Raw genomic sequence first — 26,243 nt, forward strand, 5'->3', positions numbered from 1 at the left:
GCACCCGAGACTGTCCGGCTCGGGTGCGCGCAGGGCCGGTCGGCGAAGCCGGGACCGGCAAAGGAGGCGGCCTTCAGGGCTGCTCGAGGTTTTCGTTCACGCGGATCAGTAAGGTTCTGAACGAGTCGATCTCCTCGGCGGTGAACCCGGCGACGGCCCGCCGGTCGAGCTCCGCCAGCTGGTGGCGTGCCTCGGCGGTGCGCGAGGCGCACTCCTCGGCGAGTGTGATCGTGCGACTGCGCGCGTCGTGGGGATGCGGCGTGCGGCGGATCAGCCCGTCGCGGTCCATCCGGGCGAGCAGCTGGGCCATGGACGACTGGTCGATGCCGGAGGCGTCGGCCAGCTCCTTCTGGGTCAGTGCGACGCCTTCGCTCAGTGACGCGAGAACCGGGACTTGGGCGTAGCGGAGGCCGGACGGCCGGAGTGCGGCGTCGCCGTCGCGCGCGAGAGCGCGGGATGCCCGATTGATCAGCTGGGAGAGGCTGGCGGTCTCCGAGGATTTCATCTCGTCCTTTACATGGGATCCTATGTAATGTTACATGTGATCCTATGGAAATCACTCGGTCAGTGTCAACCGCCCAGGTCGTCGTCGCAGGCGCCGGTCCGACCGGTCTCATGCTCGCGTGCGAGCTCCGGCTCGTCGGCGTCGAGGTCGTTATGGTGGAGCGTCGTGCCGCCGGCACAGCCGGCGAGTCCCGCGCGCCGGGAATCAACGCGCGGAGCATGGAAGTGTTCAGTCAGCGAGGGCTGGCCGACGCCTTCCTGAGCCTGGGCAAACCGTTGCCAGGGGTGCTGTTCTCCGGTCTTCCGATGGCTCCGCACGAGGTCGACCCGGACTGGCCCTCCGCGCTGATCCTGCCGCAGCACCAGACGGAGCGGATTCTCGCTGAACGGGCGGCGGAGCTTGGGGTGCGGTTCCTATGGTCCACGAGCGTCGCGAATGTTCGGCAGGATGACGAAGGCGTCGAGGTCTTCGCGGAGGGGGCGGCCGGGAAAACGGCGATCCGGGCCGAATACCTGGTCGGCTGCGACGGCGGGCACAGCGCGGTCCGGAAGATCTGCGGGGTCCCGTTCCCCGGCGACGATCCGGTCTCGTACTGGGTGGTCGGCGACGTCCGCCTGGATTCGCCGCCCTCCGACAGGGGTGTCTTCGGCCGGAACGAACGGATCGGCACCTACCAGATCTCCCGGGCCGAGCCGGGCTGGTTCCGGTTGAGCATGATGCGCGCGACGCCGCCGGCCGACCGCACGGCTCCGGTCACGCTGGACGAGCTTCGCGAGACCATGATCGACGGCATCGGCACGGATTGCGGCCTGCGGGAAGCGCGCTGGATGTCGCGCTTCTCGGACGGATTCCGCCACGTCGCCGAATACCGCCGCGGACGGGTGTTCCTGGCCGGCGACGCGGCGCACACGCATTCGCCGATCGGCGGCCAAGGGCTGAACCTCGGCATTCAGGACGCGGTGAACCTCGGCTGGAAACTCGCCGCCGTTTTGCACGGCGCCCCCGGCGGTCTGCTCGACACGTATCACGGGGAGCGTCATCCGGTCGGCGCTCGGGTGCTGGAGTTAGCCAAGGCGCAGACCGCGCTGATCAAGCCCGGAAGCCAGAACGATTCGCTGCGCGGGGTGATCGCCGACCTTCTTGCGGTGCCCGAGGTGTGTCTGCGGCTCAGCGGGATTCTCAGCGGACTGAACCTGCGCTACCCGCTGGGGAACGGCCACCCCCTCCTCGGCCGGCGGATGCCGAATCTCGCCCTCTCGGCCGAAGACGGTGCGGTGGACATCTTCCGTCTGCTGCGCGACGCGCGTCCGCTGCTGATCGACTTCGGTGCTGAGGAGCTGACCGCCTTCTCCGGCGAAGGGACCGATCGGGTCGTGCGGGTGACGGCCCGGCCGAATCCGGCGGGGTCCGGCGGGGAGGTGCGGCTGCCCGTGTTCGGCGCGGTCCCTGCGTTCGACGCCGTTTTCGTGCGGCCGGACGGATATGTCGGCTGGGTCCACCCGGTCGGCGAGCCGGTGGACACCGATGCGCTCGCCGAGGCGCTGCGCCCGTGGGCGAGCTTGGCCGGGCCAGCCGTGCCGGCCGCCGCTCTCGGCTGAACTGTCCGCTCCCGGCTCCGGCTGAAGGCAAAGTACTCCGCCAGTTCTCAGCCGGAGCCGCGATCGGAAACCTCAGCCGTGCAGCAGCACGGGGCGGCCGGGAGCCGCCGGATCGAATCGTCTTCAGTGTCGATCCGCTCCGTGTCCCGGCCAGGCGAACCGGGTGAAGGGGCCGCGCAACCCGTGTCGTGACGACCAGTAGGGCGAAATGCATGGGCCATGCGCGCATGAATTCCGGCTCTGAACGTGAGACGCCTGCCTTCGCTCCGGCCGGGGTCGAGCACCTCTGGATCGGCGAACGCGCCGCCGTCGCGATCGCCGCTAGCTCAGGGCGGATGACACGTAGCCCCGCTTGATCTGCACTTCGCCGACTTCCAGGTTCGTCGAGGCGACGAGCGCTGGGCCGAAGACTGGGATCATCGGCGTGCGGCGGACGAGTTCGTCGAACCTGCCGTCACTGTGCGGAGGGAATCGGCCGGCAGCCGGCGTGGAAGCCGAACTTGTTGACCATCCAGGTCGTTGTGCGCCGGCATCGTGAAGCTGGTGCGGGAAATGAAGACGACAGCCTCGACGTCCGGCGCGGTCACCTCCGTGGCGGCCAGTGCGCCCGCGATGATGCCGGGCAGGTGCTTTCCGCCTCGCGCCGCCAGATCCGGGCGTGTGCGGCGAAACCCGCATGACGCACGTTTTCGCCGACCGGCTGGGCAAGGTGGCGTTTGAGCACCCCGGCGCTCTCGATCATTCGCAGCAAGGTGCGCAGCTTTTCATGACCGGAATGGAGAGTGCGGCACAGTTCCGGAGTGCGTTCCATGGAGGTGGAGTTCCCGGGGAGCCCAGAGCACTGGCCGGCCGAGGTCAGATTTGGACGGACGGCGTGCTGGACTGCGCGGCCGCGAGACTGCTCTTCGATGTTCGATCAGCCTTTGGTGAAAGGCGGCTGCTGCGTGCGCGGCAGCGCGATCTGTCGCCGTGTGATTTCGCTGTGTGAACGGTGCGGTTCGTGAGGGGTTTCCCTCACGAACCGCACCGTTGGTGCCTGTGGTATGAGCGTGGGTGAAAGGACTAGGTCACCGCCCCGGACTGTCGTAGACTTGTGAATATTGCGGGGAAACTCACCCGGTTTGGCGACGCATCACGAGGATCGTGCGAAATGATTAATGTGGAGAGAATCCGTACCGCGGTGGTGACCGGCGGCAGTTCCGGCATTGGTCTCGCGGTCGCTCGGTTGTTGTCGAATGACGGACTACGCCTGGTCGTAACCGGACGGGATGAGCGAAGGCTGGGCGAAGCGGCAGCGCGGCTCGGCTGTCGCGCGCTCCGGCTTGATCTGAGCGACCGGAACTCGGTCGACGACCTGTTCCGGGAGCTTGGTGCCGATCCGGTCGATTTTTTCGTCGCGAACGCCGGTTCCCTGGTTCGGAATCCGGACGACCAGCGCGCGGAGACCCGAGGGGCGGTCGAGGTGGTTTCGCGGGCCGCTGCGCTGGTGGCGGACGGCGGCGTCCTCGCGGTCACCAACACGCTCTTCGCGCACCTTCCGCTGGAGCGCGTGCCGCGGCTTTTCCGGTCCTATGCAGAGGGAAAGCGGGATCTTGCCCGCCAGTTGGCCGAGGTGGCCGCCGCCTACCCCGGCGTGCGCGCAGTCGATGTAGCCCTGGGATTCGTCCCCGGAACTCGATTGCTGGCCCAGGTCATGAGTCCCGCCGAGGCGGCCGAATACGCCAGCAAGGCGGCCTCGGCGGCACTTGGCGGGAAGCTGACGACCGTCCGGGACGCGAGCGAGTTCCTTGTCCGAATCATTCGGCACACGGCCGGCGGCGTCCGGGTCGGAATCGACGGAAGCTGTACCGACCTGTCGGAGATCGTGGCTCTCGTCCCCTAGCCGGTGTGATTCCCTGCGCGCCGCCGGAAAGCAACAGTTTACACAAGGGAAGTTGCCGGCGGGCGTCCCGAGTGAAAGCGTGATCCGCGGCCGTTGTAATCGTGTTGCGCCAAGTATCCGGAGATTCATCGGCTCGGTGCAGTCCGTCGTAATGCAGACCGGCGAATTCGACGTGAAATGTGTGGTGCCGCCCATTTCGCGGAAGGGGAAGCCGTCCGCCGCCCTGTGTCGGACGCTGGCTGCGTCCCGGGACGGAATGCCGGCCGATCACTGCCTGGCAGATCCGCTTGGGTCGACGGAATCTGACGATTCCGGTATTGGAGCGCCGCTCGGAGTGTCTTATTTGTTCGCAATCTGCCGCTCGGCCTGGCGGCGGCCACGGCTTCGGCGAGGGGATCGCGCGCCGAGGGCCGGGTCGCCCGAAGGTCTTGGCGAAGCGTTGCGCCAGTCGCTCAGGTGAAGTACTTTCGATCAGGAAAGTACTTCACCTGTTAGCTGGGAGATGCCATGAGCAACGAAGCCGAGGGCGCGATCATCGCCGCACGGGCACGAAACCGGCTGGCGCAGCGGGTGCGCCTGCCGTGGTGGTTCGCCACCGTGGAGGGAGCGGCACTGCTCGGGATGCTCAGTGCCCCGTTGCTTCCGCATCTCACGTCGTGGCCGGACGCCTTCACCGCGGTGATGTGGCCGAGCGTGCTGGTGCTGGTCTTCGGCGACCTGCTGCTGCGTCGGGTCCAGGGAGTGGCGCTTTCCCGCAAGACCTTGTGGTCGTACCCGTCCGCACGCCGCGCTGCGCTGATGTTCCTGGTGATCGGGGCAGCAGGGGTCGGGGCCGTGAACCTGCTGGCGCGCGCTGGCCGGATCGCGCCGGGAGTCGCTGTCGCGGTGGCTGTGGCGGCGATCGGAACTGGGTTGCTGTGGGGACTGAACGCTGCGGTGCGCCGTGACATCCGCAGCGGCCGTGTCGTCGCACCGTGACCGGGACCGTCGCCGCCCGGCGGGACGCTCTCTTGGATTCAGGCACCCGGCTGGCGATGTGCGCGCTGCTGCAGGGCGCGGAACGGGTGGAGTTCGGCGCCGTCCGGGAGATCGTCGGCGTCGCGGATTCGTCGGTGTCGAAGAATGCCCGAATCCTCGAGGACGCAGGGTACCTCGAGGTCGACAAGGGTGCGGTGGGCAGGCGTCCCCGGACGTGGTTCCGGCTCACCCCCGTCGGCCATGCCGCGCTGGGCGGTCATCTCGCCTGGCTCGAAGCGCTCCGCCGGACGGCTCGACCGCCTCGGGATGCGCCGGACGGTCCGGAACCGGCGGAATGAATCGCGGGACCCGCGCGGACGCCGGTCGGTGCCTCGCTCCGGATCCGGGTGTTCAGCCGCCGAACCGGATCGACACGATCTTCTTGTCGAATCCGATTGTGCTGAGGTTCGCCACGTCGCTGGTCACCACGGCTGAGGTACCGGTGCAGTCCTTGCCGGTCCAGATCTTGATCGGTCCGCCGCTCAGCTGCAGTGAAGATGCGAAGTCCGGCCGCCCGATGTTCCGGCAGCCCGGCCCCGCGACGCTTTCGGAGCCGTTCGGCTCGGAAAAGTTCTTGCCGCTTGTCGACAATGACGCTGCCGGGTGCCGAGTGCCGGCGGCACCGCCGGCGCGCTGCTCGGTGCGGCCGCCGGGGGAGCGGCGTTCTCCGTCGGGGCGATCTTGCCGCCCGTCGGGGACACCGCGAACCAGGTGCTTCCGACGCCCTCGCCGTTGGTCTGGCCCGCGGCGGTGTCCTTGCTGAACCGGTAGACCGGCCAGCCGCCGATCGTCACCTGGTGTCGTCCGTCCGCACGGGTGACGATGCCGATGACGGAGGTCGGTACTCCGTCCACAAAGATCCGCGAGCCGGTCTGCACGAGGACTGGCGGCCAGGTGGCCGCGCAAGCGTCCGAGCAATGGGAGACCGGCGGATGGGTGGTGTCCTTGTCGAAGCGGTACAGGGTGAAGCCAGCTCCGTCGTGCACGATCGGGTTGAGGCCGCTGGCCGATCCCGCGGTGAGCTGGACCCACTTCATGGCGGGTGGGTCGGTGCGCGGACCCAGGTAGTTGTCGCCGGTGTTCGGCGGTGCGTTGTTCTGCCTCGCCGTCCCGTTCCGGTAGTCGAGTCCGGTCCCGGAATCCGTGCCCTGCGGCGAATTGCCCGCCTTGGTGCCTGAAGGGGTCACCCCGAACCACGTGCCGCCCACGCCCTGCCCCCTGGCCTGGCCGGGACGGGTGTCTTTGCTGAACCGGTAGACCGGCCAGCCGCTGATCGTCACCTGAAGGCCGCCGTCGGCGCGCTCGATCACACCGACGTCGGATTTCGCGACCCCGTCGAGGAAGATTCGCGAGCCCGGCCGGACGAGGACTGGTGGCCAGGTCGCCGCGCAATCCCCGCTGCAGTTCGACACCGATGGGCGGGCGGTGTCCTTGTCGGAGCGGTAAAGGGTGAATCCGGCGGCGTTGACCACGACCGGGTTGAGCGGGCCGACCGCTCCGACGGACATCTGCACCCACTTCGTCGCGGCGTCACCAGGACCGGTCGCGAAGTCGCCGGTCCCGGCCGCCGCGTTGCCGGACTTGGCGGTTCCGTTGGCGAAACTGACCTGCGACACAAGGTTGGCCGGGGCCGGGCCTGGCGGTGCTTCCGCCGGCGGGCTGGAGCCGAATGCGGCCAGCACGATGAGGCTGCCGCTGAAGAGCACGGCAAGGATCCCGTTGCGTAATCGATTCATGGGAACGATTTCTCTTTTCTCATGGTTTCAGGACTCTCGCGGGCGCCCGGTCATGGCTGCGTCGGTTTCGGTGAGGCGGGTTTCGGCCGCTGAGCGGATGCGTTGGACGAGGAGCGGAGTTCGTGACCGATTTTGAGCAGGAAGGCGCCTCGGCCGAGGTTCATGATCGTGTCTTCGGTTCCGGCCGCCGTCCGGTCGTAGTCGGCACGGGCGTCGCCGGAGCCAGGTCCGATTCGCTGGAAGGTGCCCGTCGAGCAGCCGACGGTCGCGAAAGTATCCAATCGGGACTCCTGTTTCGCGGACCGTGGCGCGATCGCCACTCCGTGTTCCTGGACGGACATCGCTTTCGCGGTACCGACGATCTTCTTCGCGACATCCAGCGGTGCCAGGGGAGAGCTGCAACGCGCCGGCATGGGCGGCACCGCGGGCGAGGGCGGCGCGGGGCAGTCCGGCAATCCGCCGCAGCCACCGCGACTGCCGCATCGAAGACAACGACCCACCCGCGCATCAGCCTCCACCTGGTTGTCGACGAGCCAGCGCCCGTCAGTTCGGCGCGGTGCCTGGCGGACCGATTGCACCGTCGAGGTTTCGAACTGCACCCTGCCGCGAGATTCGTGCAGCGGGCCGAAATCGCGAGGTAAGCGGTATCCAGGACCTGGGGCGCTCGGGATTCAGCCTGCGGAAACGGTGTCGCAGGTGCTGCTCGCTTGCTGTGCGCAGGCCCCCTCTGTAAGACTGCGCGTTGTCGCCCCTCGCCCGATCCGCCCGCGCTGCTGCGGCGGTTTCGCAGGGGATCGCGCGTTGGAGGTTCGCATTCATCGGCTCCCGCCGGTCGAATGCGCACCACTCTCGCATCCGGGCGACCGCGACCGCGGCCGCCGACGCGGACACATTGGGGCCGGCGGATCGAACCGAAGGGGTGCTCGGGGTCGGCGGCGGAACCGCGGGCACAGGCGAGACGACAACGGTGTTCGGTGTTTCGCCGGACGAACCCGGCGAACCGGGGCGGCCGGGACTGACCTAGCAGCGGCGCATCCCACGCAGCACAAGGCTGCTGGCGTAGTGCTCAGGGTCAACCGCCACATGGCCGACATCTCCTCCACCGGCTCGGACGGCCCAGGTTTGCCGACCGGGAGGGGGAGCGAAACCTAGCGGAAAAGGCCATGCCCGAAGAGATGAGGATTCAGGGGCGACGGGGCAGGGACGGCCCGGTTGGCCGGTGAGCTCGCACGGAATGCGTGCACTTCCCGGCTGGTTTGACGCTGCTGGCGCTCGCTCGGAGCCGATGGATCGGTGCCCTTCGCCCCGCTGGCCGGGCTGCCGAGTCGGTCGGCGGCCCGGGTCTACGAACAGGGGGCTGGATGTTGGTCTCTCCGACCGGTCCGGAGTCATCGTCCTTCGCGGCGACGGGCGTGACAGGCGGCTTTGGAGACCTTCAACAGGGTGCACGCTCGCGTCATGTTGCTATTATCCGCAGCGTTGTCCGCCTCGATGAATGGTCATAGGTTCACCGGATCTCCGTAAGTTGTTGGGTGGCACGGGAGGGCTGGATGTGGCTGATCGGATCTTGCCCGTGGTGGCTCCGAAGGAGTGGCCGTCCAGCTCTCCGGGGCGCCCTGGCCGCTGATTGAGATGCGCGTTTCGGTCGCTGTTTACGGAGACGACGGCGGGGTGTTCCTCGGGCCAGCGGACAATCGTTCGGCGTGAGGAGACGCGGTTGAGCAAGCAGAGAACCCGCATGTGGGCGGGAATCGACGCGGGCAAGGCCCATCACTGGGCGGCGGTGGTGGACGACACCGGAGCGACGGTCTGGTCGGGCAAGATCGCCAACGACGAGGCGGCGATCCTGGACGCGCTGGCCGGCATCCTCGACCTCGCCGAACAGGTGTCCTGGGCGATCGAGATCGAAGCCAAAACCGACGCCCGCGACGCCTACGTGATCGCCGAGACCTCCCGTGTCCGCAACGATTTCACCGCGATCGACGTGCCCGCGCAGCTGGCCGCCGACCTGGCCCTGCTCACCGCGCACCGCAGCGAGCTGGTCGCCGACCGGGTCCGCATGATCAACCGGCTGCGCGACGTTCTCACCGGCATCAGCCCCGCCCTCGAGCGCGCGTTCGACTACTCCGCGCACAAAGGCGCACTGGTGCTGCTGACCGGCTACCAGACCCCGGCCGCGATCCGCCGGATCGGCCAGACCCGGCTGACGGCCTGGCTGGCCAACCGCAAGGTCCGCAGCCCCGAGACCGTCGCGGCGACCGCGCTGGACGCCGCCCGAGCCCAGCGCACGACGCTGCCCGGCGAGCAGGTCGCCGCCACCATCGTGGCCGGGCTGGCCCGCCAGATCCTCGCGCTGGACAACCGGGTGACCACGACCGAAACCCAGATCCGCGACACCTTCCGCGCGCACCCCCAGGCCGAGATCATCGAGTCGCTGCCCGGCATCGGCCCGATCCTCGGCGCGGAGCTGGTCGTCGCCGCGGGCGACCTGGCCGCCTACCCCGACGCCGGTCACCTCGCCTCGGCCGCGGGACTCGTGCCAGTGCCGCGCGACTCCGGCCGCCGCACCGGAAACCTGCACCGCCCCAAACGCTACAGCCGCCGCCTGCGCCGCGTGTTCTACCTCTCCGCCCAGAGCAGCATCATCCGCGACGGCCCCAACCGCGACTTCTACCTCAAAAAACGCGGCCAAGGCCTCAAACACGTCCAAGCCGTCATCGCCCTCGCTCGCCGCCGCGTCGACGTCCTCTGGGCACTGCTGCGCGACAACCGACTGTTCACCCCAACCCAACCGGTCACGCCGACGGCTTGACAACCTCATTGAGACTCCTTCGCGAAGAAGGCGGTCGCTCGTTTGAGGATTTCCACGTCCTCGGTCAAACGGCGGTTCTCCCGCCGCAACCCGGGTCAGGTCGTCCCGCTCGTCGCTTGCCAGCCCGTCGGCGCGGGTGCCCGCATCCAGTGCGGCCTGGGTGCCCTCCTGCCGGACAGCACACGACATCGATGTAAATGGTAATCGTTATCGACACATGGTGTCGTCAACGCCGGAGGCATGTCGGCCCCGACGGCGAGCGCCGTGCAGCCCTCGTCAAAAATGACCGCCTCCATGCCCGGCACCCGCGCTAGGAGCCGGTAGGGGCGTCCTGAGCCGCGGCGGTCAGCGCCAGGAGGTCAGGCCGGTCGATGCGCGTGGGACTGATTCTTCCGGACGCCCTATGACGCGTGCGGCCACACGACACGACGTGTCGGCGTCATTGTCGCGGCGAGTCCGGCTGGGCACGCTTGCCGCCACGATCCGCGTGTGCGGGCCAGCCGTTTGTGCCTACTCGCGTGAATCGGCGTCCAATCGCCGGGCAGCCTGCAGCACCAGTGCACCAAAGCTGTCGTAACGATCATCGCCGGGACCGCTGCCGTCGCCGGTAAACCACTGGTACCCGGCCCATTCGCCGTCTTCCGCCGCGTCGCCGGGGTGCAGCAGCCAGCAGACGCCCGGCCCGCCATTGTCTCGTGCGATCAACAAGCTTCGCTCGATCATCTGGCGCTCACCGTCGTCCAGGGCGAAGCTCCAAGCGTCCACGAGGCCTGGGTCGCGTTCGGAAAGCCACCCGATTTCGTCCACGTTGAGCAGGTCGACATGGTTGACGTAGCGAAAGCCGTTGCTGGACAATAGGAAACTCCGGTAGGTCGGCGGCAGTCGAGTGCCGAGCCGCTTTTCAGCAGCCACGACAGAGTCCGCACTGGCCGGCTCATAGCCAATCCAACCCTCACGTTGGACATGGCTTCTGACGAACTTCCCGGCCCCGTTCTCCTCGAGCACGCGCAACAAACTCGAGTTATCCAGGAACTTCGAGCTGTAATCACGTAGAAACACGGTCCAGTCGGCCACCGCTACCGGGACTTGCTCACTCATAGACCCTCTATAGCCGCAGTCGCATGCTGACGGGAGCGCCAGCGACAACATGGGACGTTTCAAAACGAATCTGTGCACCAAAGGGCAGGGCCAACTACATCGTCATCAGCATCCGAGGGTGCACGCGACGCGCTAACAACAACCGAGGACGCGTCGCCAGCTTGAGAGCGATCAAGATGGCATCACCGTCAGACACCTGAGAAACCGCATATCACGTCGTTTCTGTGGTCAGTTTTTCCTGATTCTGGCTCAATGTCCGTGGTTGTTGCGGCGTTGGCCCGTTCCTGTTTGGTGCGGTCGGCTGCCGGGTGAATGATCCGGCCGGCCGTCCCTCGGTGACGGAGGCTGACGGGGCGGACTGGGCGACGGCCTCGGCCACGAGCTGGTCCCGCAGGCGTTTCCGGTGAGCGCGGACAGCCTCGTCGACGGCGTCGGTCAGGTTGCAGCGCGGGTGCCGGAGGCCTGCGACCTGGATCGCCTCAAGCGCACCGAGCCGGGCTCCTTCGGCGTAGCCGCCGGCGCGCTCGCGGCAGATCGCCCCGGGGCCGGGATGCGCACGAAGCCAGCCGGCGAACGTGTCGCCCAACCGGTCGGGCAGCACGTCAACGGGCCGGTGGGTGTGCATGTCGACGACGGTGCCGCCGTAGTTGCGGCCGCGACGGAACGCGAAGCCATCCGCCCCGACTGCTGAGAGGGCGCCGAGTTCGGGTATCGGCAGCGCCCGGACGAGCCGCAACAGCGTCATCCTCGCTACCTCCGCGGCCGGCCGGCGGGCGAGTCGCCGGCCCGGGCGGCTGCCCAGCGCGAACGCGATCTTCTCCAACACTCCACGCTGCAGCGGAGTCCGGCGCGCGTGCGGCGAGGCGAGTCGAACGACCTGTTCGGCGAAGGTCTGCTTCGAGCATTCCTCGCTACCGCAGAAGAATCGCCGTACCTGCAGGCGGATCACCGTCTCCTGGCCCCCGATCGCCGGGGCTGACGGGTATCGGTCGTATCGGCTGTGAACCCGTCCTGACGTGCCACCGCAGCTGGGGCAGGCAGCGTCGGGCGCGAGAACGCTCGCCTGCAACCGAACAGCGGGTCCCCATCGGAGGACCCGCTCGATCCGCGGCGGGGCCAGAACAGGAAGCAGGACCTTCAACCAAGATCATCGCACTGCGGACATGATCAACTACGGCGCGGAGTTCGCCGCCCCTGGGCACCATCACGGACTTTGAGCCAGAGCCATTGTTCTCCCCGTAGGCGGCCAGATGTTGTCCCCGCTGGTGTGCCGCCGACGGTGATCGATTACATGGCCGAGGCTTCGGTCTGTGTCTTCTGGCGCAGTCTCTCATAGGGGGTCTGGCCGTCGAGTCCGCCGTGTGGGCGGTCGAAGTTGTGGTAGTCCTGCCATTCCTTGAGTTTGGCGTTGAAGATGTTTGTGTCGTCGATGACCGCGCCGTCGAGCAAGCGGTAGAACTCTTCGGCGTCGATCCGGTGGGAGCGCTCGACTTTGCCGTTCAGCCGCGGGGTGCGGGGCTTGGTGTAGCGATGCTCGATGCCCTGGTCGAGGACGTGCCAGTGGAACGCTGGCTGGAATTCTGCGCCGTTGTCCGTCTGGATGGTCTCGACGGCGAAAGGCGGCTGGGAGAGCAGGCAGTCGAGGAACTGGATCGCGGTCTTCCTGTTGTTGTGCGGGTAGATCTTGAGCACGCACAGTCGGGTGCAATCGTCGATTGCCGTGTACTGGTAGAACTTCCCGCGCCGGCCGCCGGTCTTGATCGGCACGCCGGTGGCTGCGGCCTCGGGCAGCGGCTCGACGGATTTCACGTCGGCCTGCACGTGGCGGCCTGGTTGCTGCTTCTCGTAGCGTTTCCAGCGGCGGTCGTGCAGTTTGTAGCGCTGCGAGGCGGGCGGTTGGCACATGTCGAGGCGGTGTTCTTCCGCAAGTGGACGATCTTCTCGATGACCTCCGCCCGGGTGGCGTTCGGGCTGGTCCGCGGACGCGTGGACCGCTCGCGCAGCCCGTCCACGCCTTCGGTCTCGTAACGGCGCAGCCAGGTGTAGTAGGCTTGGCGGCGATCCCGAAATACCGGCAGGTCGTGGCCACGTTTCCGGATACTTCCTCGACGTGGCGCAAGACCGCCAGGCGTCTGCGCGCCTGGCGGTCCAGTCTGGGCTCACTCACCAGCAACTCCTATGATCAGGAAGCCCCGGTGTCAAGCATCTCCGTCAGCTTTATACCGACACCACGTTGTACTGAGTCGTCATCGACGTCCCTCTCGTCGTAGCCGCTTGCTCGACTTCGCGCATCGTTCGGTGCCCGCGTCTGGCAGAGTCGAGGTCGCTTCGGCGTCGCTCAGCATTACAACCAGGAGGTTCGTGTTCGTGCCGGTCGAGTTTGGATCTGGGGCCCTCCGCTCGGATTCGGAGGGCCCCAGGCGCGGCTATGCTGGTTGGGCTCCGCGGGCGTTACTGCGGTCCAATTGCGGCTAGCGGATGTGGCTCGCCCGTCAGGGCAACGAGCGCGGCCGCAACTTCCTCGATGGTCGCGCTGACATAGGTCAGTGTGTTGCCGGAGCGACCGCTGCCTTGGACGTGGCCCGCATAAGCAGCGGCCACTGCGTAGCCGAAATTACGTTCGACCCACGTGAGCGTCGTATAGCGGAGCCAGTGCGACGTGACTCCCAAGGTCGAAGCCCAGGGCAGGATCCGCCCGATTCGCCTCCAGAGCTGGTCGTAGTAGGTGATCGGGATCGGCCTGCCGTTGCGATGGCGGAGCAATTGCGCGGTCTTGTCGTGGTCTGGAGCCCGGTATCGCTCGTGGGCAATGAGCGCGTCCATAAGGCTTGGCGACACCGGTTGGTCGCGCACGGTGTTTCCCTTCTCTCTCAGGCGGACGGTGAGTTGCGTGGTATCGAGGTCGCAAGGGCGCAAGGCTTTCGAACCGCCTCGTCGGCATGCTGTTTCGATATGCAGCCGGATGATCAGAGTGTTCAATGCCGGGTCGACACCAGTGGTGGCAGCGACCTCGTTGATTTCGGAGAGCTGCGCCGTTGTAAGCGGCCGCCGGGTGCTTTTCTGTTTTGCTGGTCGGCGCAGGTCTCGCGCCGGATTGTCGTCTCGGGCGATCAAGCGATCCGCGACGGCGCACCGGTAGAGGAACTTGATCGCATCGATGAAGTTCGATCGTGCGCCAAGCCCATCGCGCGAGTTGTGACGTAGCACCGATCGTTCCTGGACCTCGATCGAGAGGTTCATGATTTCTGAGGCAGTCGGTTCGTCGATGCGCCGAGCCGGCCACTCGTCTTCCGCGACGGTCAGGTAGACGGCCCACATCTCCCGAGAACTGGCTGATGCGGCTTTGAGAACCGTCGGGACGTATTGCGTGAAAGTCGGCATCGCCTCCGCTGCGTTGCCGATGCCAGCGAGATCCTCCGGGGAGACGCCCATGGTCTCCAAGAGCGCTTTCGCGGCGGCGACGATGTCGGCGGAGCGGTCGCGGGCAGTCATGACAGGCCTTCAGGAAAGAAATGCTCATACGTTTCGGCGAGAATCTGCTCGACGAGCGGCATGGGACAGATCAGGAGAAGATCCGCGGCGCTGTTGGCGGCCAGAAGCAGCGGGTCGCCGGTGCGTATCTCGCACCGCGATCGCAAACCGGCCGGCACCATTACCCGCGGGCCGCCGATTACGGCGAACGCCCCCTCCGGATCTCGGCGGACGACTACCGCCGCGTCGTCGCGCGACGCGACGGACAGCCTGGTGCCCGCAGGCCAGTCGAGCGCCTCCAGGAGTCCCCGCTCGGCAACGCGCCCGGACCGGTCGATCCGGGCGATCGTGTAACTCCAAACAGCTTCGGGAAGGCGGCGGTGGATTCTGGGCAACGGTGCTGGTGGTGTCGGGGGAGCCGTCCTTGAGTCGACCCGGTGTGTAGTGCCAGGTGGGCTCAGCGGACTGAGGTGTGGCTCAGGCATCCGACCACCTGCGAGGTTGGCCGGGCTTCCCGGCCGGTGTTGTCAAGTGGTGCCTGACGGCCCACGTCGAATACGCAGGGTTTACGAGATGGTAACCCACTGTGGTGTGACGGTCGTGGTAGCGGCTTGAGGTTGCGTGGGGATGTATCACCGATATTCTGCGGTAAGCAACCGCTTAGCGATAGCTGTCCAGCGGCGGACAAGGAGACGGTGTGGTGGAGTCGTTCAAGGATCGCGTTGCCCTGGTCACCGGGGCCAGCCGGGGGATCGGGCTGGCCATCGCGAAGGGGCTCGTCGAGCGCGGGGCGAAGGTGGTCATCACCGCGCGCAAGCCGGAGCCGCTCGCTGAGGCCGTTGAGCAGCTCGGCGGGCCGGACGTCGCGGTCGCGGTGCCCGGCAAGGCTGACGACGCCGCGCACCAGCAGGAGGCGGTCGCCGCCGCGGTCGAGAAGTTCGGCAGTCTCGACATGCTGGTCAACAACACCGGCATCAACCCGGTTTACGGCCCGATGGTGGACATCGACCCGGCCGCGGCGGCCAAGATCTTCGCGGTGAACGTGGTCGCGCCGCTGTCGTGGATCCGCGTCGCGCGGGACGCGTGTATGGGCGAGCACGGCGGGTCGGTGGTCAATGTCGCCTCGATCGCGGGCATCCGCACCTCGCCGGGCATCGGCATGTACGGCGTCAGCAAGGCCGCGCTGATCCGGCTCACCCAGGAACTCGGCGGCGAACTCGGGCCGAAGATCCGGGTGAACGCGGTGGCTCCGGCGGTGGTCAAGACGCAGTTCGCGACCGCGCTTTACGAGGGTCGCGAGGAAGAGGTCGCGGCGGCGTATCCGCTGAAGCGGCTCGGCGTGCCGGAGGACATCGCGGGCGCGGTGGCGTTCCTGCTGTCCAATGACGCCGGCTGGATGACCGGGCAGACGGTCGTTCTCGACGGCGGCGTGACGCTCGGCGGCGGTCTGTGAGCGCCGGGGTCGTCATCACCGGCGGTGGCGGCGGGATCGGGGCGGCGCTGGCGCGTCGGTTCGCGGCGGACGGTGCTCGCATTGTCGTCGCGGACCTTGACGGCGACCGCGCGGCCGAGGTCGCGGCGGAGGTCGGCGGTACGGCGTTCGCGGGTGACGTGGCAAGCGAATCCGGCGTGGCGGACCTGATCGCCGCGGCCCGCGAAACGCTCGGTGACATCGACGTTTTCTGTGCCAACGCCGGGGTCGCGCCGTTCGGCGACGCCAACGCGGACGAGGACGCGTGGTCGCTGGCGTGGGACGTGAACGTGATGGCGCACGTCCGCGCGGCCCGGCTGCTGCTGCCGGCGTGGCTGGAACGCGGCGAGGGCCGGTTCATCGCGACGGTGTCCGCGGCGGGCGTGCTCACCAGCCTTGGCTCGGCGCCGTATTCGGTGACCAAGCACGGCGCGCTGGCGTTCGCGGAATGGCTGTCTGCCACCTATCGGCATCGCGGGATCAGCGTGCAGGCGATCTGCCCGCAGGGGGTGCGCACCGCGATGCTGGAGGAGACCGGCGAACGCGGCAAACTGCTGATGGGCGCGTCCGCGATCGACCCGCCGCAGGTGGCCGACGCGCTGTTCGCCGCCATGGCCGAGAACCGGTTCCTGGTGCTGCCGCACGCGGAGGTCGCCGACTTCTACGCCTTGCGCGCCACCCAAACCGACCGCTGGCTCGGCGGGATGAACAAGCTGCAGCGGAAAATGGAGGAACTGCCCGGCGACGCGTGACCCGATACCCTCCCTCGGGCGGCACGGGGCCGCAGGGGAGCACAGGGAGCCGGAATGACCGCACCCGCGCGGGCCGACGTGTCGCGCATCGCCACCGCCAGTTTCATCGGCACCGCCATCGAGTTTTACGATTTCTACATTTACGGAACCGCGGCGGCGCTGGTGTTCGGGAAAGTGTTCTTTCCGACGTTCTCCTCGACCGCCGGGGTGCTGGCCTCGCTCGGCACCTTCGCGGTCGGATTCGTCGCGCGCCCGGTCGGCGCGGTCCTTTTCGGACACTGGGGCGACCGGATCGGCCGCAAGTCCATGCTGGTCACGTCTCTGCTGGTGATGGGACTGTCCACAGTGGCCGTCGGGCTGGTCCCGGGGTACGGCACGCTCGGCCTCTGGTCGCCGATTCTGCTGGTAGTGCTGCGTTTCGTGCAGGGCATCGGCCTCGGCGGCGAATGGGGCGGCGCGGTGCTGATGTCGACCGAGTACGCGCCGCCGGGCAAACGCGGGCTGTACTCGGCGTTCCCGCAGCTCGGTCCGGCCATCGGATTCGTGCTGGGCAACCTGCTGTTCCTGGTGCTGGACGCGGTGCTCCCGACGGCCGAGTTCCTGTCCTGGGGCTGGCGGCTGCCGTTCCTGTTCTCCGCTGTGCTGCTGGTCGTCGGGTTCTACATCCGGATCAAGATCGCCGAGACGCCGGTTTTCCAGGCTGCTTTGGACAAGGCCGAACAGGCGAAAGTCCCGTTGTTCGAACTGCTCCGGAAACAGCCGCGGGTTTTGGTGCTCTCGACGTTGTCGTTCGTGCTCGCGCACGCGCTTTTCTATACTGTCACGACGTTCTGCCTTTCGATGGCGACGACCACCCTCGGCATCCCGCGCACGACTGTCCTGATCGGCCTGCTCATCGCGGCCACGGTGATGGGCGTGGCGACGCTGGTGTTCGCGATGAAGTCCGACCAGTGGGGCCGCCGCCGGCTGAGCGCGGCGGCCGCAGTGTCCGTGGTGGTGTGGGCGTTTCCGCTGTTCGCCTTGCTGCAGACCGGAAATCCGGTGCTGCTGACGCTCGGGTTCGTCGGCGGTCTGGCGTGTTTCGCGATGCTGTACGGGCCGATGGGCGCGTTCCTGCCGGAGCTGTTCCGGGTGCGGTACCGGTATTCCGGCGCGTCGATCGCGTACAGCCTTGCCGGGGTGATCGGCGGCGGGGTCGTGCCGTTGATCTCGACGAACCTGTGGGCGTCGACGGGTTCGACGGTGCCGGTTTCGCTGGTGCTGGTCGCGCTCGGGGTGCTCAGTTTCCTGTGTGTTCTCGGCCTGCCGGAAACCCGGGACCACGACTTCTCCGACGGGCTCGGCGACGAGACCACCCCCGGCCGCACCTGACTTCCGGCCCCACCCGGCCGGGGGACAAACCTGGCGCGGCACACCGTTTCCGGCCCGGTGCGCCGTTCGGGCTGCGGCTCTTGACACGCTGATTTGGTCTAGTCCAGTGTGTGACGGCACCCTTCCGGGTGCACTCCTCCCGGGTTGATCCCGCCGCCTCAAACCGGAGGTGTTCCGTGGTGCTCGTGGGAGGAACACGATGAAATCAGTGCGTCGGCTGGCCGCGCTCGCGGCGGCGGCAGGGGCGGCTCTCGCGACCGCGGCCGGGGTGGCCACGGCCGCGCCCGAGCCCGCGTCCGTTCCGCGGCTCGCGGCCGCTCCGGACCCGGTTCTCGCTTCGCCGTACCTGTACCAGTGGGCGGGGCAGACCAGCGCGTCGGCGGCGATGTCCGCGACCGGGATCAAGACGTTCACGCTCGCGTTCATGCTGTCCGACGGCTCGTGCAACCCGAAATGGGACGGCGACCGTTCGCTGACCGGTTCGGACAAAACCCTGATCAAGAGCATCCGCGACGCGGGCGGCGACGTCATCCCGTCCTTCGGCGGCTGGTCCGGCACGAAACTGGGCGCGAAATGCTCGTCGGCCAGCGCGCTCGCGGGGGCGTACCAGAAGGTGATCGACGCGTACGGGCTCAAGGCGATCGACCTCGACATCGAGAACACCGACGAGTTCGAGAACGCGACCGTGCAGGACCGGATCCTGAACGCGGTCAAGATCACGAAGCAGAAGAACCCGGGCGTGCGCGTCGTGATCACCATCGGGACCGAGACGTCCGGCCCGAACGACTGGGGCAAGCGGCTGATCAAGCAGGCGAAGGCGATCGACGCGCCGGTGGACGTGTGGTCGGTGATGCCGTTCGACTTCTCCAGCGGCGGCGACATGGCGGGCAAGACGAAGTCCGCGGTGGACGGTCTCGTGGGCCAGCTGAAGTCGACCTTCGGCTGGGACAGCGCCACGGCGTACCGGCACGCGGGCCTGTCGTCGATGAACGGCAAGACGGACAACGCCGGCGAGGTCGTCTCGGTGGCGGACTTCACCGCGATCCGCGACTACGCGGCCGGCCATCACCTGGGCCGCTTCACCTTCTGGGCGACCAACCGGGACTGCTCGGGCGGCGGGGAGTGCAGCGGAATCTCGCAGCCGAAGTACGCGTTCACGAAGATCGTGGCCGGGTACCACGGCTGATTTCGGCTCAGGCCTGGTCTGGTCGGCCTGGCCGACCTGGTCTGGCTAGAGGAGGCCGACCCGACCTGGCGGGGCTGGCCGGGCGGGGTTGACCTGGCCTGGCGGGGTTGACCTGGTCGGGCGGGCCTGGCCGGGCGGGGCTGGTCTGACCTGGAGAGGCTGACCCGGACGGACGGGGCCGACCTGGTCAGTCTGACCGGGCTGGGCCGACCTGACCTGACCAGGCCTAGCTGGGCCGTTCTGGCTGGGCCATGCAGGGGCCGACCTGGCCTGGCGAGGTTGACCGGGCTGGGCCGACCTGACCAGGGTCTGGCTGGGCCGCATTGACCGGGCCTGGCTGGGCCGTTCTGGCGGGGCCAGGCAGGGGCCGACCTGGCCGGGCGGGGTCGGCCTGGCGAGGTTGACCGGACTGGGCCGACCTGACCGGGATCTGGCTGGGCCGCATTGACCAGGCCTGGCCGGGCGTGGTCGACCTGGCGAGGTCGACCGGGCTTGGGCGACTTTACCGGGCCTGGCTGGGCCGTCCTGGCGGGGCCAGGCCAACCCAACCCGACCCGAGCCCGCGTTTGAGCTTGGCGACGAGGCCGCCGTTCCGAGGGGTGCGGCCTCGTCGTCACCTGCCAGGAGACCCGGTCAGCCGGGGAAGCTGGGAGCGGCGGCTCCCGGCGGGCTTCGCGTCAGGGAATTCGCTTGCGGGGCAGCAGGAACGACCGAACTGGAGCGGACCAGACGATTCGCGCCGCAGACAGCCTCCCGCGCGAGCATGGCCGGGCAGCAGCTACAGCCCCCGCGCCGTGGTCGTTCCAGGATGGAGAGTCCGGGGCACGAGCGTGGCGCACGGAAGCCGGTCACGGTCGCGCGGTGGGGGCGCGACCGTGCCGGGTCCGACGTGGCTCGAACGGCAAGACCGGTACCGGCCGCCGCGGATGGCCCCATCAGCCGCCCAGCGCTCGGCGCACGAAGTCTGTCTTTCCGGCCGTGTATTCCTCCCGATCGGTCACCTCCCCGGCCAGTCGCCGCTTTACCTCGGCATACTCCTCAGCCAACCCCGGATCCGCCCGCAGGGCGTCCCGGAACTTCAGCTGTGCTTGCCACCTCGGATGTCCCTCCGGAAGCAGATGCAGATGCGCCACCCGCCGCCGTCCCGCCGCGTCCGGCAGCACGAAGAACCGTCGCCAGGGCGCGGCGACATCCAGCTCCGGCGGCACAAAACACCATCCGCACGCGGAAAGCACCGGCATTACCGCCGAGACTGTTTCCGTTGAGAGATCCCGCATTGAGGCCATCACGTCGAGCACCGGTTTGGCCGCCAAGCCGGGCACCGCTGTCGAGCCGACGTGCTCTACCTGCCCAGCGGCAAGCCAAGGAGAGAGCAGTCGCGTGAGCTCCGCGCTCAATGCGGAGCCCCGCGACGCCCACGTCGGATCCGGGGGATGGATTTCCGGCCGCTCATAGGCCCAATCCGGGGTAACGGACATGCCAGCCACCGTAACCCCGGCCACTGACAAAAACGTCAAGCAGGCAGATCCACCAGATCAGCCAGCCGAGCCCGATGCCGCCCGGGTGTGCCGAACGCGATCTGATCGCTCTTGGCCCGCTTGAGATAAAGATGCGCCGGATGTTCCCACGTCATCCCGATCCCGCCGTGCAGCTGAACAGCTTCCTCGGCCGCGTGCACCGCGATCGGCGACACCCGTGCCTGCGCGACTGCCGCCGCGATCGGCACGTCATTCCCGGTCGCCAGCGCATCCGCCGCGTACCGGGCCGTCGCGCGCGCGTTCACCAGTTCCGTGTACAGGTTCGCCAACCGGTGCTTCAGCGACTGAAAACCCCCGACCGGACGGCCGAATTGGTACCGCCCCTTCAGATAAGTCACAGTCTCGGTCAACGCCCACTCGGTGATCCCGGTCTGCTCCGAAGCCAGCAGCCCAGCCGCGGTGGTCAAAGCCGTCTCCAAAGCCTCCGCAGCGGCCGAACCAGTGCAAATCACCTGTGCCGCAGCGGAATCCAGCGTCACGTCGGCCACCCGCCGCGTCAGGTCCAGCGACACGGCCTCGATCACGGTCGCCGCGGAAGCGTCCACCGCGTAAAGGCCAGGGCCATCAGGACCGACAGCCGGAACGATCAGCAGATCGGCCACCGAAGCATCGGCCACTGTGGACACTCGCCCGGTCAAGGTTCCGTCGAGAAAAGAAACCGCCGCAGGGAAAGCGGAACCCGGAGCGGTCGACAGAGGAACCGCCAGCGCGCCGATCACCGAGCCGGAAGCGAGCTGGGGCAGCAGCTCCGAGCCCGCGGCCAGCAACGCGGCAGTCGCGAGCACCGCGCTGCCCAGATAAGGCACCGGCGCGACGCTCCGGCCCAGTTCCTCCATGACGACCGCGACCTCGCGCGTCGAAGCCCCGTGTCCGCCAAGGGATTCCGGCACCATCAGCCCGGCCGTGCCGAGATCGGCGGCCAGGGTCTTCCACAGGGCGAGGTCGTACGGCGTGTCCGTCTCGACCCGCGCCAGCAGAGCCGTCGGCCCGGCGCGGTCGGTCAGCAGGGCCCGCACCGAGGACCGCAGGTCCTCTTCCACCTCCGAGTACAGCAGGTCCGGCGTGCTCATCGCGGCAGGTCCTTCCAGGCGACGTCCTTGTCCACCCGCGGCTCGGACGGCAGCCCCAGCACGCGTTCGGAGATGATGTTCCGCAGCACCTCCGAGGTACCGCCTTCGATCGAGTTTCCCTTGGCGCGCAAGTACCGGTACCCGGCGTCGCGGCCGAAGAAGTCGACCTGCTCCGGACGGCGCATCGTCCAGTCGCTGTAGCGCAGGCCCTCCTCGCCGAGCAGTTCCAGCTCCAGCCCGGACAGCTCCTGGTTCAGCTCGGCGAACGCCACCTTCATCGCCGAACCCTCCGGACCGGGCGCGCCGACCGCGAGCTGCTGCCGTTGCCGCTCACCGGCCAGCCGCAGCGATTCGGCTTCGACCCAGTGCTGCACGAGCCGATCCCGCAGCTCCGGCGTCCGCAGTTCGGGACGGTCCCGCCAGGTCTTCGCGACGAGCCCGATCATGCCGCCCTCGCGCGGCATCGCGGTGCCGCCGATCGCGACGCGCTCGTTCATCAAGGTGGTCTGCGCGACCTTCCAGCCCTCGCCGACCGCGCCGATCCGCTGCGAGTCCGGAATCCGCACCTCAGTAAGGAAAACCTCGTTGAACTCCGCCTCGCCGGTGATCTGCCGCAGTGGCCGCACCTCGACGCCGGGCGCGGTCATGTCGCACAGGAAGTACGTCATGCCCTGGTGCTTCGGCACGTCCGGGTCGGTGCGGGTGACGAGGATGGCCCACTGCGCGAGATGCGCGCTGGACGTCCACACCTTCTGCCCGGTCACGACCCAGTCGTCGCCGTCGCGGACCGCGCGCGTGGCCAGCGCGGCGAGGTCGGAACCCGCGCCGGGTTCGCTGAACAGCTGGCACCACACCTCCTCGCCGGTCCACAGTGGACGGAGGTAGCGCTTCTTCTGCTCCTCGGTGCCGAACGCGAGGATCGTCGGCGCCGCCATGCCGAGCCCGATCAGGATCCGGCGCGGGTTGTTGTCCGGTGCGCCTGCGGCGGCGAAGGCGGCCTCGACCTCGCCCTGCAGCGCGCGCGGAGCGCCTTGGCCGCCAAGGCCTTCGGGGAAGTGCACCCAGGCGAGCCCAGCGTCGAAGCGAGCGCGCAGGAAGTCCAAAGCGGACAGTTCCGAAGGGTCGTGCGAGGCAAGGAAAGCGGCGACCTGCGCCCGCAGTTCCTCGGCGGTCACTTGCCCGCCTCCGTCCGGTACTTCTTCAGCTCGCGCCGCGCCAGCGACCGCTTGTGCACCTCGTCCGGACCGTCGGCGAGCCGCAGCGTGCGCACCCCGGCCCAGATCTCCGCCAGCGGGAAGTCCTGCGAAACGCCGCCCGCGCCGTGCGCCTGGATCGCCTTGTCCAGGATCCATTCGACGGCCAGCGGAGTGGAGATTTTGATCGCCTGGATCTCCGTGTGCGCGCCCTGGTTTCCGACGGTGTCCATCAGCCACGCGGTCTTCAGCACCAGCAACCGCTGCTGTTCGATCCGCACGCGCGCCTCGGCGATCCAGTCCTGCACCACGCCCGAATCAGCGATCGGACGGCCGAACGTTTCGCGCGACAACGTACGGCGGCACATCGCCTCCAGCGCCCGCTCCGCCATGCCGATCGCGCGCATGCAGTGGTGGATGCGGCCGGGCCCGAGGCGGGCCTGCGCGATGGCGAACCCGGAACCCTCGTCGGCGATCAGGTTTTCCGCCGGCACCCGCACGTCCTCGAACAGCACCTCGGCGTGCCCGCCGTGATCACCGTCGGTGTAGCCGAACACCTGCATGCCGCGCACGACGGTCAGGCCCGGAGTGTCGCGCGGGACCAGGATCATGCTCTGCTGCTTGTGCGCCGGCGCGTCCGGATCGGTCTTGCCCATGACGATGAAGACCTTGCAGTTCGGGTTCATCGCACCGGTGATGTACCACTTGCGCCCGTTGATCACGTACTCGTCGCCCTCGCGGCGGATGCTCGTCGCGATGTTGCGCGCGTCCGACGACGCCACGTCGGGTTCGGTCATCGCGAACGCGGAGCGGATCTCCCCGGCCAGCAACGGTTCCAGCCACTGCTTGCGCTGCCGCTCGCTGCCGAACATGGTCAGCACTTCCATGTTCCCGGTGTCCGGCGCGGCGCAGTTCACCGCGGCGGGCGCGAGGTGCGGGCTGCGGCCGGTGATCTCGGCGAGCGGCGCGTACTGCAGGTTGGTCAGCCCCGCACCGTGGTCGCCGGGCAGGAAGAAGTTCCACAGCCCGCGCTTGCGTGCTTCGGCCTTCAGTTCGTCGACGACCGGCGGCGGTGACCACGGATCGGTGCGCGCGGCCAGCTGCTCGTGGAACACGGCCTCGGCGGGGTAGACGTGCGAATCCATGAATTCGAGCAGCTGCCCGCGCAGTTCCTCGGTACGGGCGTCGAACGCGAAGTCCATCAGTTCTCCTTGGTGAGCGTCTTGCTGCCCTGCTCGATCAGGGGGGCGACGGCGGCGCCGATCTGGTCGAAGCCCTCGCCGACGGTTTTGCCTTGCTGGAAACGGAAGTAGATGCCTTCGAGGATCACCGCGAGCTTGAAGTACGCGAAGCTCACGTACCAGTTCAGCGCGGACAGATCGCGGCCGGAACGCTGCGCGTAGCGGGCGATCGTCTCGTCGGTGTCCGGGTATCCCGGCGCGCTGCTGGCATTGGACACCATCGGCAGCGAGAGCTGGTCCCGCTGCGCGTAGGTGATCATCAGGCCGAGGTCGGTGAGGGGGTCGCCGAGCGTGGACATCTCCCAGTCCAGCACCGCGGTGATCCGGTCGTCCCCGTCGACGAGCACGTTGTCCAGCCGGTAGTCGCCGTGCACGATGGCAGGCGGTCCGGACGCCGGGATCGCCGCGGCGAGCTGGTCGTGGAGCCGGTCCGCGCCGGGCAGGTCGCGGCTGCGCGAACCGTCGAGCTGCTTCTTCCACCGGCGCAGCTGGCGTTCCAGAAAGCCTTCCGGGCGGCCGAAATCGCCGAGCCCGACCGCTTCCGGATCGACCGCGTGCAGGTCGACCAGCGTGTCCACCAGCGAGTCGGCGATCGCCCTCGTGCGCTGCGGGCCGAGCTGCTCCAGCTCGTCGGCGGTCCGGTACGGCGTGCCCTCGACAAACTCCATCACGTAGAACTGCGCGCCGAGCACGTCCGCGTCTTCGCACAGCAGAACGGTTTCCGGCACCGGCACCGGAGTTCCGGCCAGCCCGCTCATCACGCGGAACTCGCGCCGCATGTCGTGCGCGGTCGGCAGCACGTGCCCGAGCGGCGGACGGCGCACGACCCAGCGCCGCGTGCCGTCCGTGACGAGATAGGTGAGGTTGGACCGCCCGCCCTGCACCACGTCCGCGGCGAGGGCGCCGGAGACGAGCCCGGGCCGCTCGCGGTCGAGATGGGCGCGCAGCCTCGCCAGATCGAGGCCGGGCGGGTCGGTTTCGGTCATCGGAAGGACTCCAGTTCGTGCGAGGTCAAGGGGTTCAGAGGATGAGCCGGGAAACCATCTCGGCGACGGAGGCGGGTTTGTCCTCGCCCTCGATTTCGACGGTCCAGCGCACGACGGCCTGTTTGCCGCCGGGCACGTCGGTCAGCTCGACCAGGTCGGCGGTCCCGCGCACCCGCGACCCCACCTTCACCGGCTGCGGGAACCGCACCTTGTTGAGCCCGTAGTTGATGCCCATCTTCAGGCCCTCGACCCGGTAGATCTCCGGCAGGAACGACGGGATCAGCGACAGCGTGAGGAACCCGTGCGCGATGGTCGTGCCGAACGGGCCCGCTGCGGCCTTTTCGGCGTCGAGGTGGATCCACTGGTGGTCGCCGGTGGCGTCGGCGAACAGCTGCACCTGCTCCTGGGAGACGGTGTGCCATTCGCTCGTGCCCAAGGGCTTGCCGACCGCTTCGGCGAGTTCGGCGACGTCGGAGAACACGCGCATCGCGATCAGTCCTTCGGTCCGCCGGCGACGTAGATGACCTGGCCGGACACGAATCCCGCGCCCTCGCTGACCAGGAACGACGCGACGTTCGCGATGTCCTCGGGCGTGCCGACGCGCTGCACCGGGATCTGGGAGGCGGCCGCGGCCTTGAAGTCTTCGAAGCTCATGCCGACGCGTTCGGCGGTCGCCGCGGTCATGTCGGTGGCGATGAACCCGGGCGCGATCGCGTTGGCGGTGACGCCGAACTTGCCCAGTTCGATCGCCAGCGTCTTGGTGAAGCCCTGCATGCCCGCCTTGGCCGCGGAGTAGTTGACCTGCCCGCGGTTGCCCAGCGCGGAAGTGCTGGACAGGTTGACGATCCGGCCCCACTTCTCCTGCGTCTGGTACTTCTGCACCTCGCGGGTCATCAGGAACGAACCGCGCAGGTGCACGTTCAGCACCGAGTCCCAGTCCTGTTCGGTCATCTTGAACAGCAGGTTGTCGCGGGTGATGCCGGCGTTGTTGATCAGCACGGTCGGCGCGCCGAGCTCCTCGGCCACACGGGTCACCGCGGCCTCGACCTGCCCGGCGTCGCTGACGTCCAGCGCGACGCCGACCGCGCGGCCGCCGTCGGCGACGATCGCCTCCGCGCCTTGCTTGACCCCGGCCTCGTCGAGGTCAAGCAGGCCGACGGCGAACCCGTCGGAAGCGAGGCGGCGGGCTACGGCGGCGCCGATGCCACGGCCGGCTCCGGTCACGATGGCCACACGGGAAGCGGTCACGGGGGATCTCCTCATCGTCGAGAAAGCGTTCGGCAGCGGCGCTAAGCGTACGCTTAGTACGAGAATTT

26 protein-coding genes are annotated in these 26,243 nt (G+C 68.2%); 10 read left to right on the plus strand and 16 right to left on the minus strand.

Annotation, left to right across the window (positions count from 1 at the left end; translation table 11 throughout):
• Nucleotides 1-73: 73 nt before the first annotated feature.
• Nucleotides 74-505 (minus strand): MarR family winged helix-turn-helix transcriptional regulator, encoded by a 432-nt coding sequence (locus tag ACFXI3_RS14835; RefSeq protein WP_378399911.1) that lies wholly within the window; start codon nt 503-505, stop codon nt 74-76.
• 62 nt (nt 506-567) lie between these two features.
• On the opposite strand from ACFXI3_RS14835, the gene ACFXI3_RS14840 reads away from it, so the two are divergent.
• The 5 genes from ACFXI3_RS14840 to ACFXI3_RS14860 all read left to right on the plus strand — a co-directional run bounded on the left by ACFXI3_RS14840 (nt 568) and on the right by ACFXI3_RS14860 (nt 5,301).
• Nucleotides 568-2,103, plus strand: coding sequence for an FAD-dependent monooxygenase (locus ACFXI3_RS14840; protein WP_378399912.1), 1,536 nt, complete (start codon nt 568-570; stop codon nt 2,101-2,103).
• A gap of 676 nt (nt 2,104-2,779) precedes the next feature.
• Complete coding sequence (locus ACFXI3_RS14845) at nt 2,780-3,091, plus strand: hypothetical protein (protein WP_378399913.1); 312 nt, start codon at nt 2,780-2,782, stop codon at nt 3,089-3,091.
• 162 nt (nt 3,092-3,253) lie between these two features.
• A complete protein-coding gene (locus ACFXI3_RS14850; RefSeq protein WP_378399914.1) occupies nt 3,254-3,985 on the plus strand; it encodes an SDR family oxidoreductase in 732 nt (243 codons plus the stop codon).
• A gap of 507 nt (nt 3,986-4,492) precedes the next feature.
• Nucleotides 4,493-4,963: a hypothetical protein gene (locus tag ACFXI3_RS14855; protein ID WP_378399915.1), complete on the plus strand. Its 471-nt coding sequence runs from the start codon at nt 4,493-4,495 to the stop codon at nt 4,961-4,963.
• Nucleotides 4,960-5,301, plus strand: a complete 342-nt coding sequence (locus ACFXI3_RS14860; RefSeq protein WP_378399916.1) for a transcriptional regulator — start codon at nt 4,960-4,962, stop codon at nt 5,299-5,301. Before ACFXI3_RS14855 ends, ACFXI3_RS14860 begins: the two co-directional genes overlap by 4 nt.
• A gap of 183 nt (nt 5,302-5,484) precedes the next feature.
• On the opposite strand, the gene ACFXI3_RS14865 is transcribed toward ACFXI3_RS14860, so the two are convergent.
• Together ACFXI3_RS14865 and ACFXI3_RS14870 are read right to left on the minus strand one after the other, a co-directional pair.
• Complete coding sequence (locus tag ACFXI3_RS14865) at nt 5,485-6,738, minus strand: hypothetical protein (protein WP_378399917.1); 1,254 nt, start codon at nt 6,736-6,738, stop codon at nt 5,485-5,487.
• Between the two features lie 50 nt (nt 6,739-6,788).
• Nucleotides 6,789-7,337, minus strand: a complete 549-nt coding sequence (locus tag ACFXI3_RS14870; RefSeq protein ID WP_378399918.1) for a hypothetical protein — start codon at nt 7,335-7,337, stop codon at nt 6,789-6,791.
• Nucleotides 7,338-8,476: 1,139 nt separating this feature from the next.
• Here ACFXI3_RS14870 and ACFXI3_RS14875 point away from each other — a divergent pair.
• A complete protein-coding gene (locus tag ACFXI3_RS14875) occupies nt 8,477-9,550 on the plus strand; it encodes an IS110 family transposase (protein ID WP_378399955.1) in 1,074 nt (357 codons plus the stop codon).
• A 510-nt stretch (nt 9,551-10,060) separates the two neighbouring features.
• Here the strand turns inward: ACFXI3_RS14875 and ACFXI3_RS14880 are convergent.
• The 6 genes from ACFXI3_RS14880 to ACFXI3_RS14905 form a co-directional block, all read right to left on the minus strand.
• Nucleotides 10,061-10,648 carry an SMI1/KNR4 family protein gene (locus ACFXI3_RS14880; protein WP_378399919.1) on the minus strand — a complete coding sequence of 196 codons (588 nt, stop codon included), beginning with the start codon at nt 10,646-10,648 and terminating at the stop codon, nt 10,061-10,063.
• A 211-nt stretch (nt 10,649-10,859) separates the two neighbouring features.
• Nucleotides 10,860-11,789, minus strand: a complete 930-nt coding sequence (locus tag ACFXI3_RS14885) for a transposase family protein (RefSeq protein WP_378399920.1) — start codon at nt 11,787-11,789, stop codon at nt 10,860-10,862.
• Between the two features lie 146 nt (nt 11,790-11,935).
• Nucleotides 11,936-12,553 carry an integrase core domain-containing protein gene (locus ACFXI3_RS14890; protein WP_378399921.1) on the minus strand — a complete coding sequence of 206 codons (618 nt, stop codon included), beginning with the start codon at nt 12,551-12,553 and terminating at the stop codon, nt 11,936-11,938.
• Nucleotides 12,454-12,660 carry a hypothetical protein gene (locus ACFXI3_RS14895; protein WP_378399922.1) on the minus strand — a complete coding sequence of 69 codons (207 nt, stop codon included), beginning with the start codon at nt 12,658-12,660 and terminating at the stop codon, nt 12,454-12,456. Before ACFXI3_RS14895 ends, ACFXI3_RS14890 begins: the two co-directional genes overlap by 100 nt.
• 439 nt (nt 12,661-13,099) lie before the next feature.
• The gene (locus ACFXI3_RS14900; RefSeq protein ID WP_378399923.1) at nt 13,100-14,140 is read right to left on the minus strand and encodes a tyrosine-type recombinase/integrase; all 1,041 of its coding nucleotides are present in this window, start codon (nt 14,138-14,140) and stop codon (nt 13,100-13,102) included.
• Complete coding sequence (locus ACFXI3_RS14905; RefSeq protein ID WP_378399924.1) at nt 14,137-14,514, minus strand: hypothetical protein; 378 nt, start codon at nt 14,512-14,514, stop codon at nt 14,137-14,139. Before ACFXI3_RS14905 ends, ACFXI3_RS14900 begins: the two co-directional genes overlap by 4 nt.
• 305 nt (nt 14,515-14,819) lie before the next feature.
• Between ACFXI3_RS14905 and ACFXI3_RS14910 the strand changes: the two genes are divergently transcribed.
• From ACFXI3_RS14910 to ACFXI3_RS14925, 4 genes are all read left to right on the plus strand, one after another.
• Nucleotides 14,820-15,572, plus strand: coding sequence for an SDR family oxidoreductase (locus ACFXI3_RS14910; RefSeq protein WP_378399925.1), 753 nt, complete (start codon nt 14,820-14,822; stop codon nt 15,570-15,572).
• Entirely contained in the window at nt 15,569-16,342 is a 774-nt protein-coding gene (locus ACFXI3_RS14915; protein ID WP_378399926.1) for an SDR family oxidoreductase, read from the plus strand. Before ACFXI3_RS14910 ends, ACFXI3_RS14915 begins: the two co-directional genes overlap by 4 nt.
• A gap of 54 nt (nt 16,343-16,396) precedes the next feature.
• On the plus strand, nt 16,397-17,713 hold the full coding sequence (locus tag ACFXI3_RS14920; RefSeq protein WP_378399927.1) for an MFS transporter: 1,317 nt from the start codon (nt 16,397-16,399) through the stop codon (nt 17,711-17,713).
• A gap of 199 nt (nt 17,714-17,912) precedes the next feature.
• Nucleotides 17,913-18,899, plus strand: coding sequence for a chitinase (locus ACFXI3_RS14925; protein WP_378399928.1), 987 nt, complete (start codon nt 17,913-17,915; stop codon nt 18,897-18,899).
• 935 nt (nt 18,900-19,834) lie between these two features.
• Here ACFXI3_RS14925 and ACFXI3_RS14930 read toward each other — a convergent pair.
• The 7 genes from ACFXI3_RS14930 to fabG are packed head-to-tail and all read right to left on the minus strand — an operon-like array spanning nt 19,835 to nt 26,190.
• Complete coding sequence (locus ACFXI3_RS14930) at nt 19,835-20,377, minus strand: GrpB family protein (protein WP_378399929.1); 543 nt, start codon at nt 20,375-20,377, stop codon at nt 19,835-19,837.
• Between the two features lie 35 nt (nt 20,378-20,412).
• Entirely contained in the window at nt 20,413-21,507 is a 1,095-nt protein-coding gene (locus tag ACFXI3_RS14935) for an acyl-CoA dehydrogenase family protein (protein ID WP_378399930.1), read from the minus strand.
• Nucleotides 21,504-22,682, minus strand: a complete 1,179-nt coding sequence (locus ACFXI3_RS14940) for an acyl-CoA dehydrogenase family protein (protein WP_378399931.1) — start codon at nt 22,680-22,682, stop codon at nt 21,504-21,506. The genes ACFXI3_RS14935 and ACFXI3_RS14940 overlap by 4 nt, the downstream gene beginning before the upstream one ends.
• A complete protein-coding gene (locus ACFXI3_RS14945) occupies nt 22,679-23,902 on the minus strand; it encodes an acyl-CoA dehydrogenase family protein (RefSeq protein ID WP_378399932.1) in 1,224 nt (407 codons plus the stop codon). Before ACFXI3_RS14945 ends, ACFXI3_RS14940 begins: the two co-directional genes overlap by 4 nt.
• Entirely contained in the window at nt 23,902-24,927 is a 1,026-nt protein-coding gene (locus ACFXI3_RS14950) for a phosphotransferase family protein (RefSeq protein WP_344278285.1), read from the minus strand. Before ACFXI3_RS14950 ends, ACFXI3_RS14945 begins: the two co-directional genes overlap by 1 nt.
• 34 nt (nt 24,928-24,961) lie before the next feature.
• Nucleotides 24,962-25,414, minus strand: coding sequence for a MaoC family dehydratase (locus ACFXI3_RS14955; protein WP_378399933.1), 453 nt, complete (start codon nt 25,412-25,414; stop codon nt 24,962-24,964).
• A 5-nt stretch (nt 25,415-25,419) separates the two neighbouring features.
• On the minus strand, nt 25,420-26,190 hold the full coding sequence (gene fabG / locus ACFXI3_RS14960; protein WP_116203018.1) for a 3-oxoacyl-ACP reductase FabG: 771 nt from the start codon (nt 26,188-26,190) through the stop codon (nt 25,420-25,422).
• Between the last annotated feature and the right edge of the window lie 53 nt (nt 26,191-26,243).

The sequence above is a fragment of the Amycolatopsis sp. NPDC059235 genome (assembly GCF_042754125.1).
GTDB classification, from domain to species: domain Bacteria; phylum Actinomycetota; class Actinomycetes; order Mycobacteriales; family Pseudonocardiaceae; genus Amycolatopsis; species Amycolatopsis albidoflava.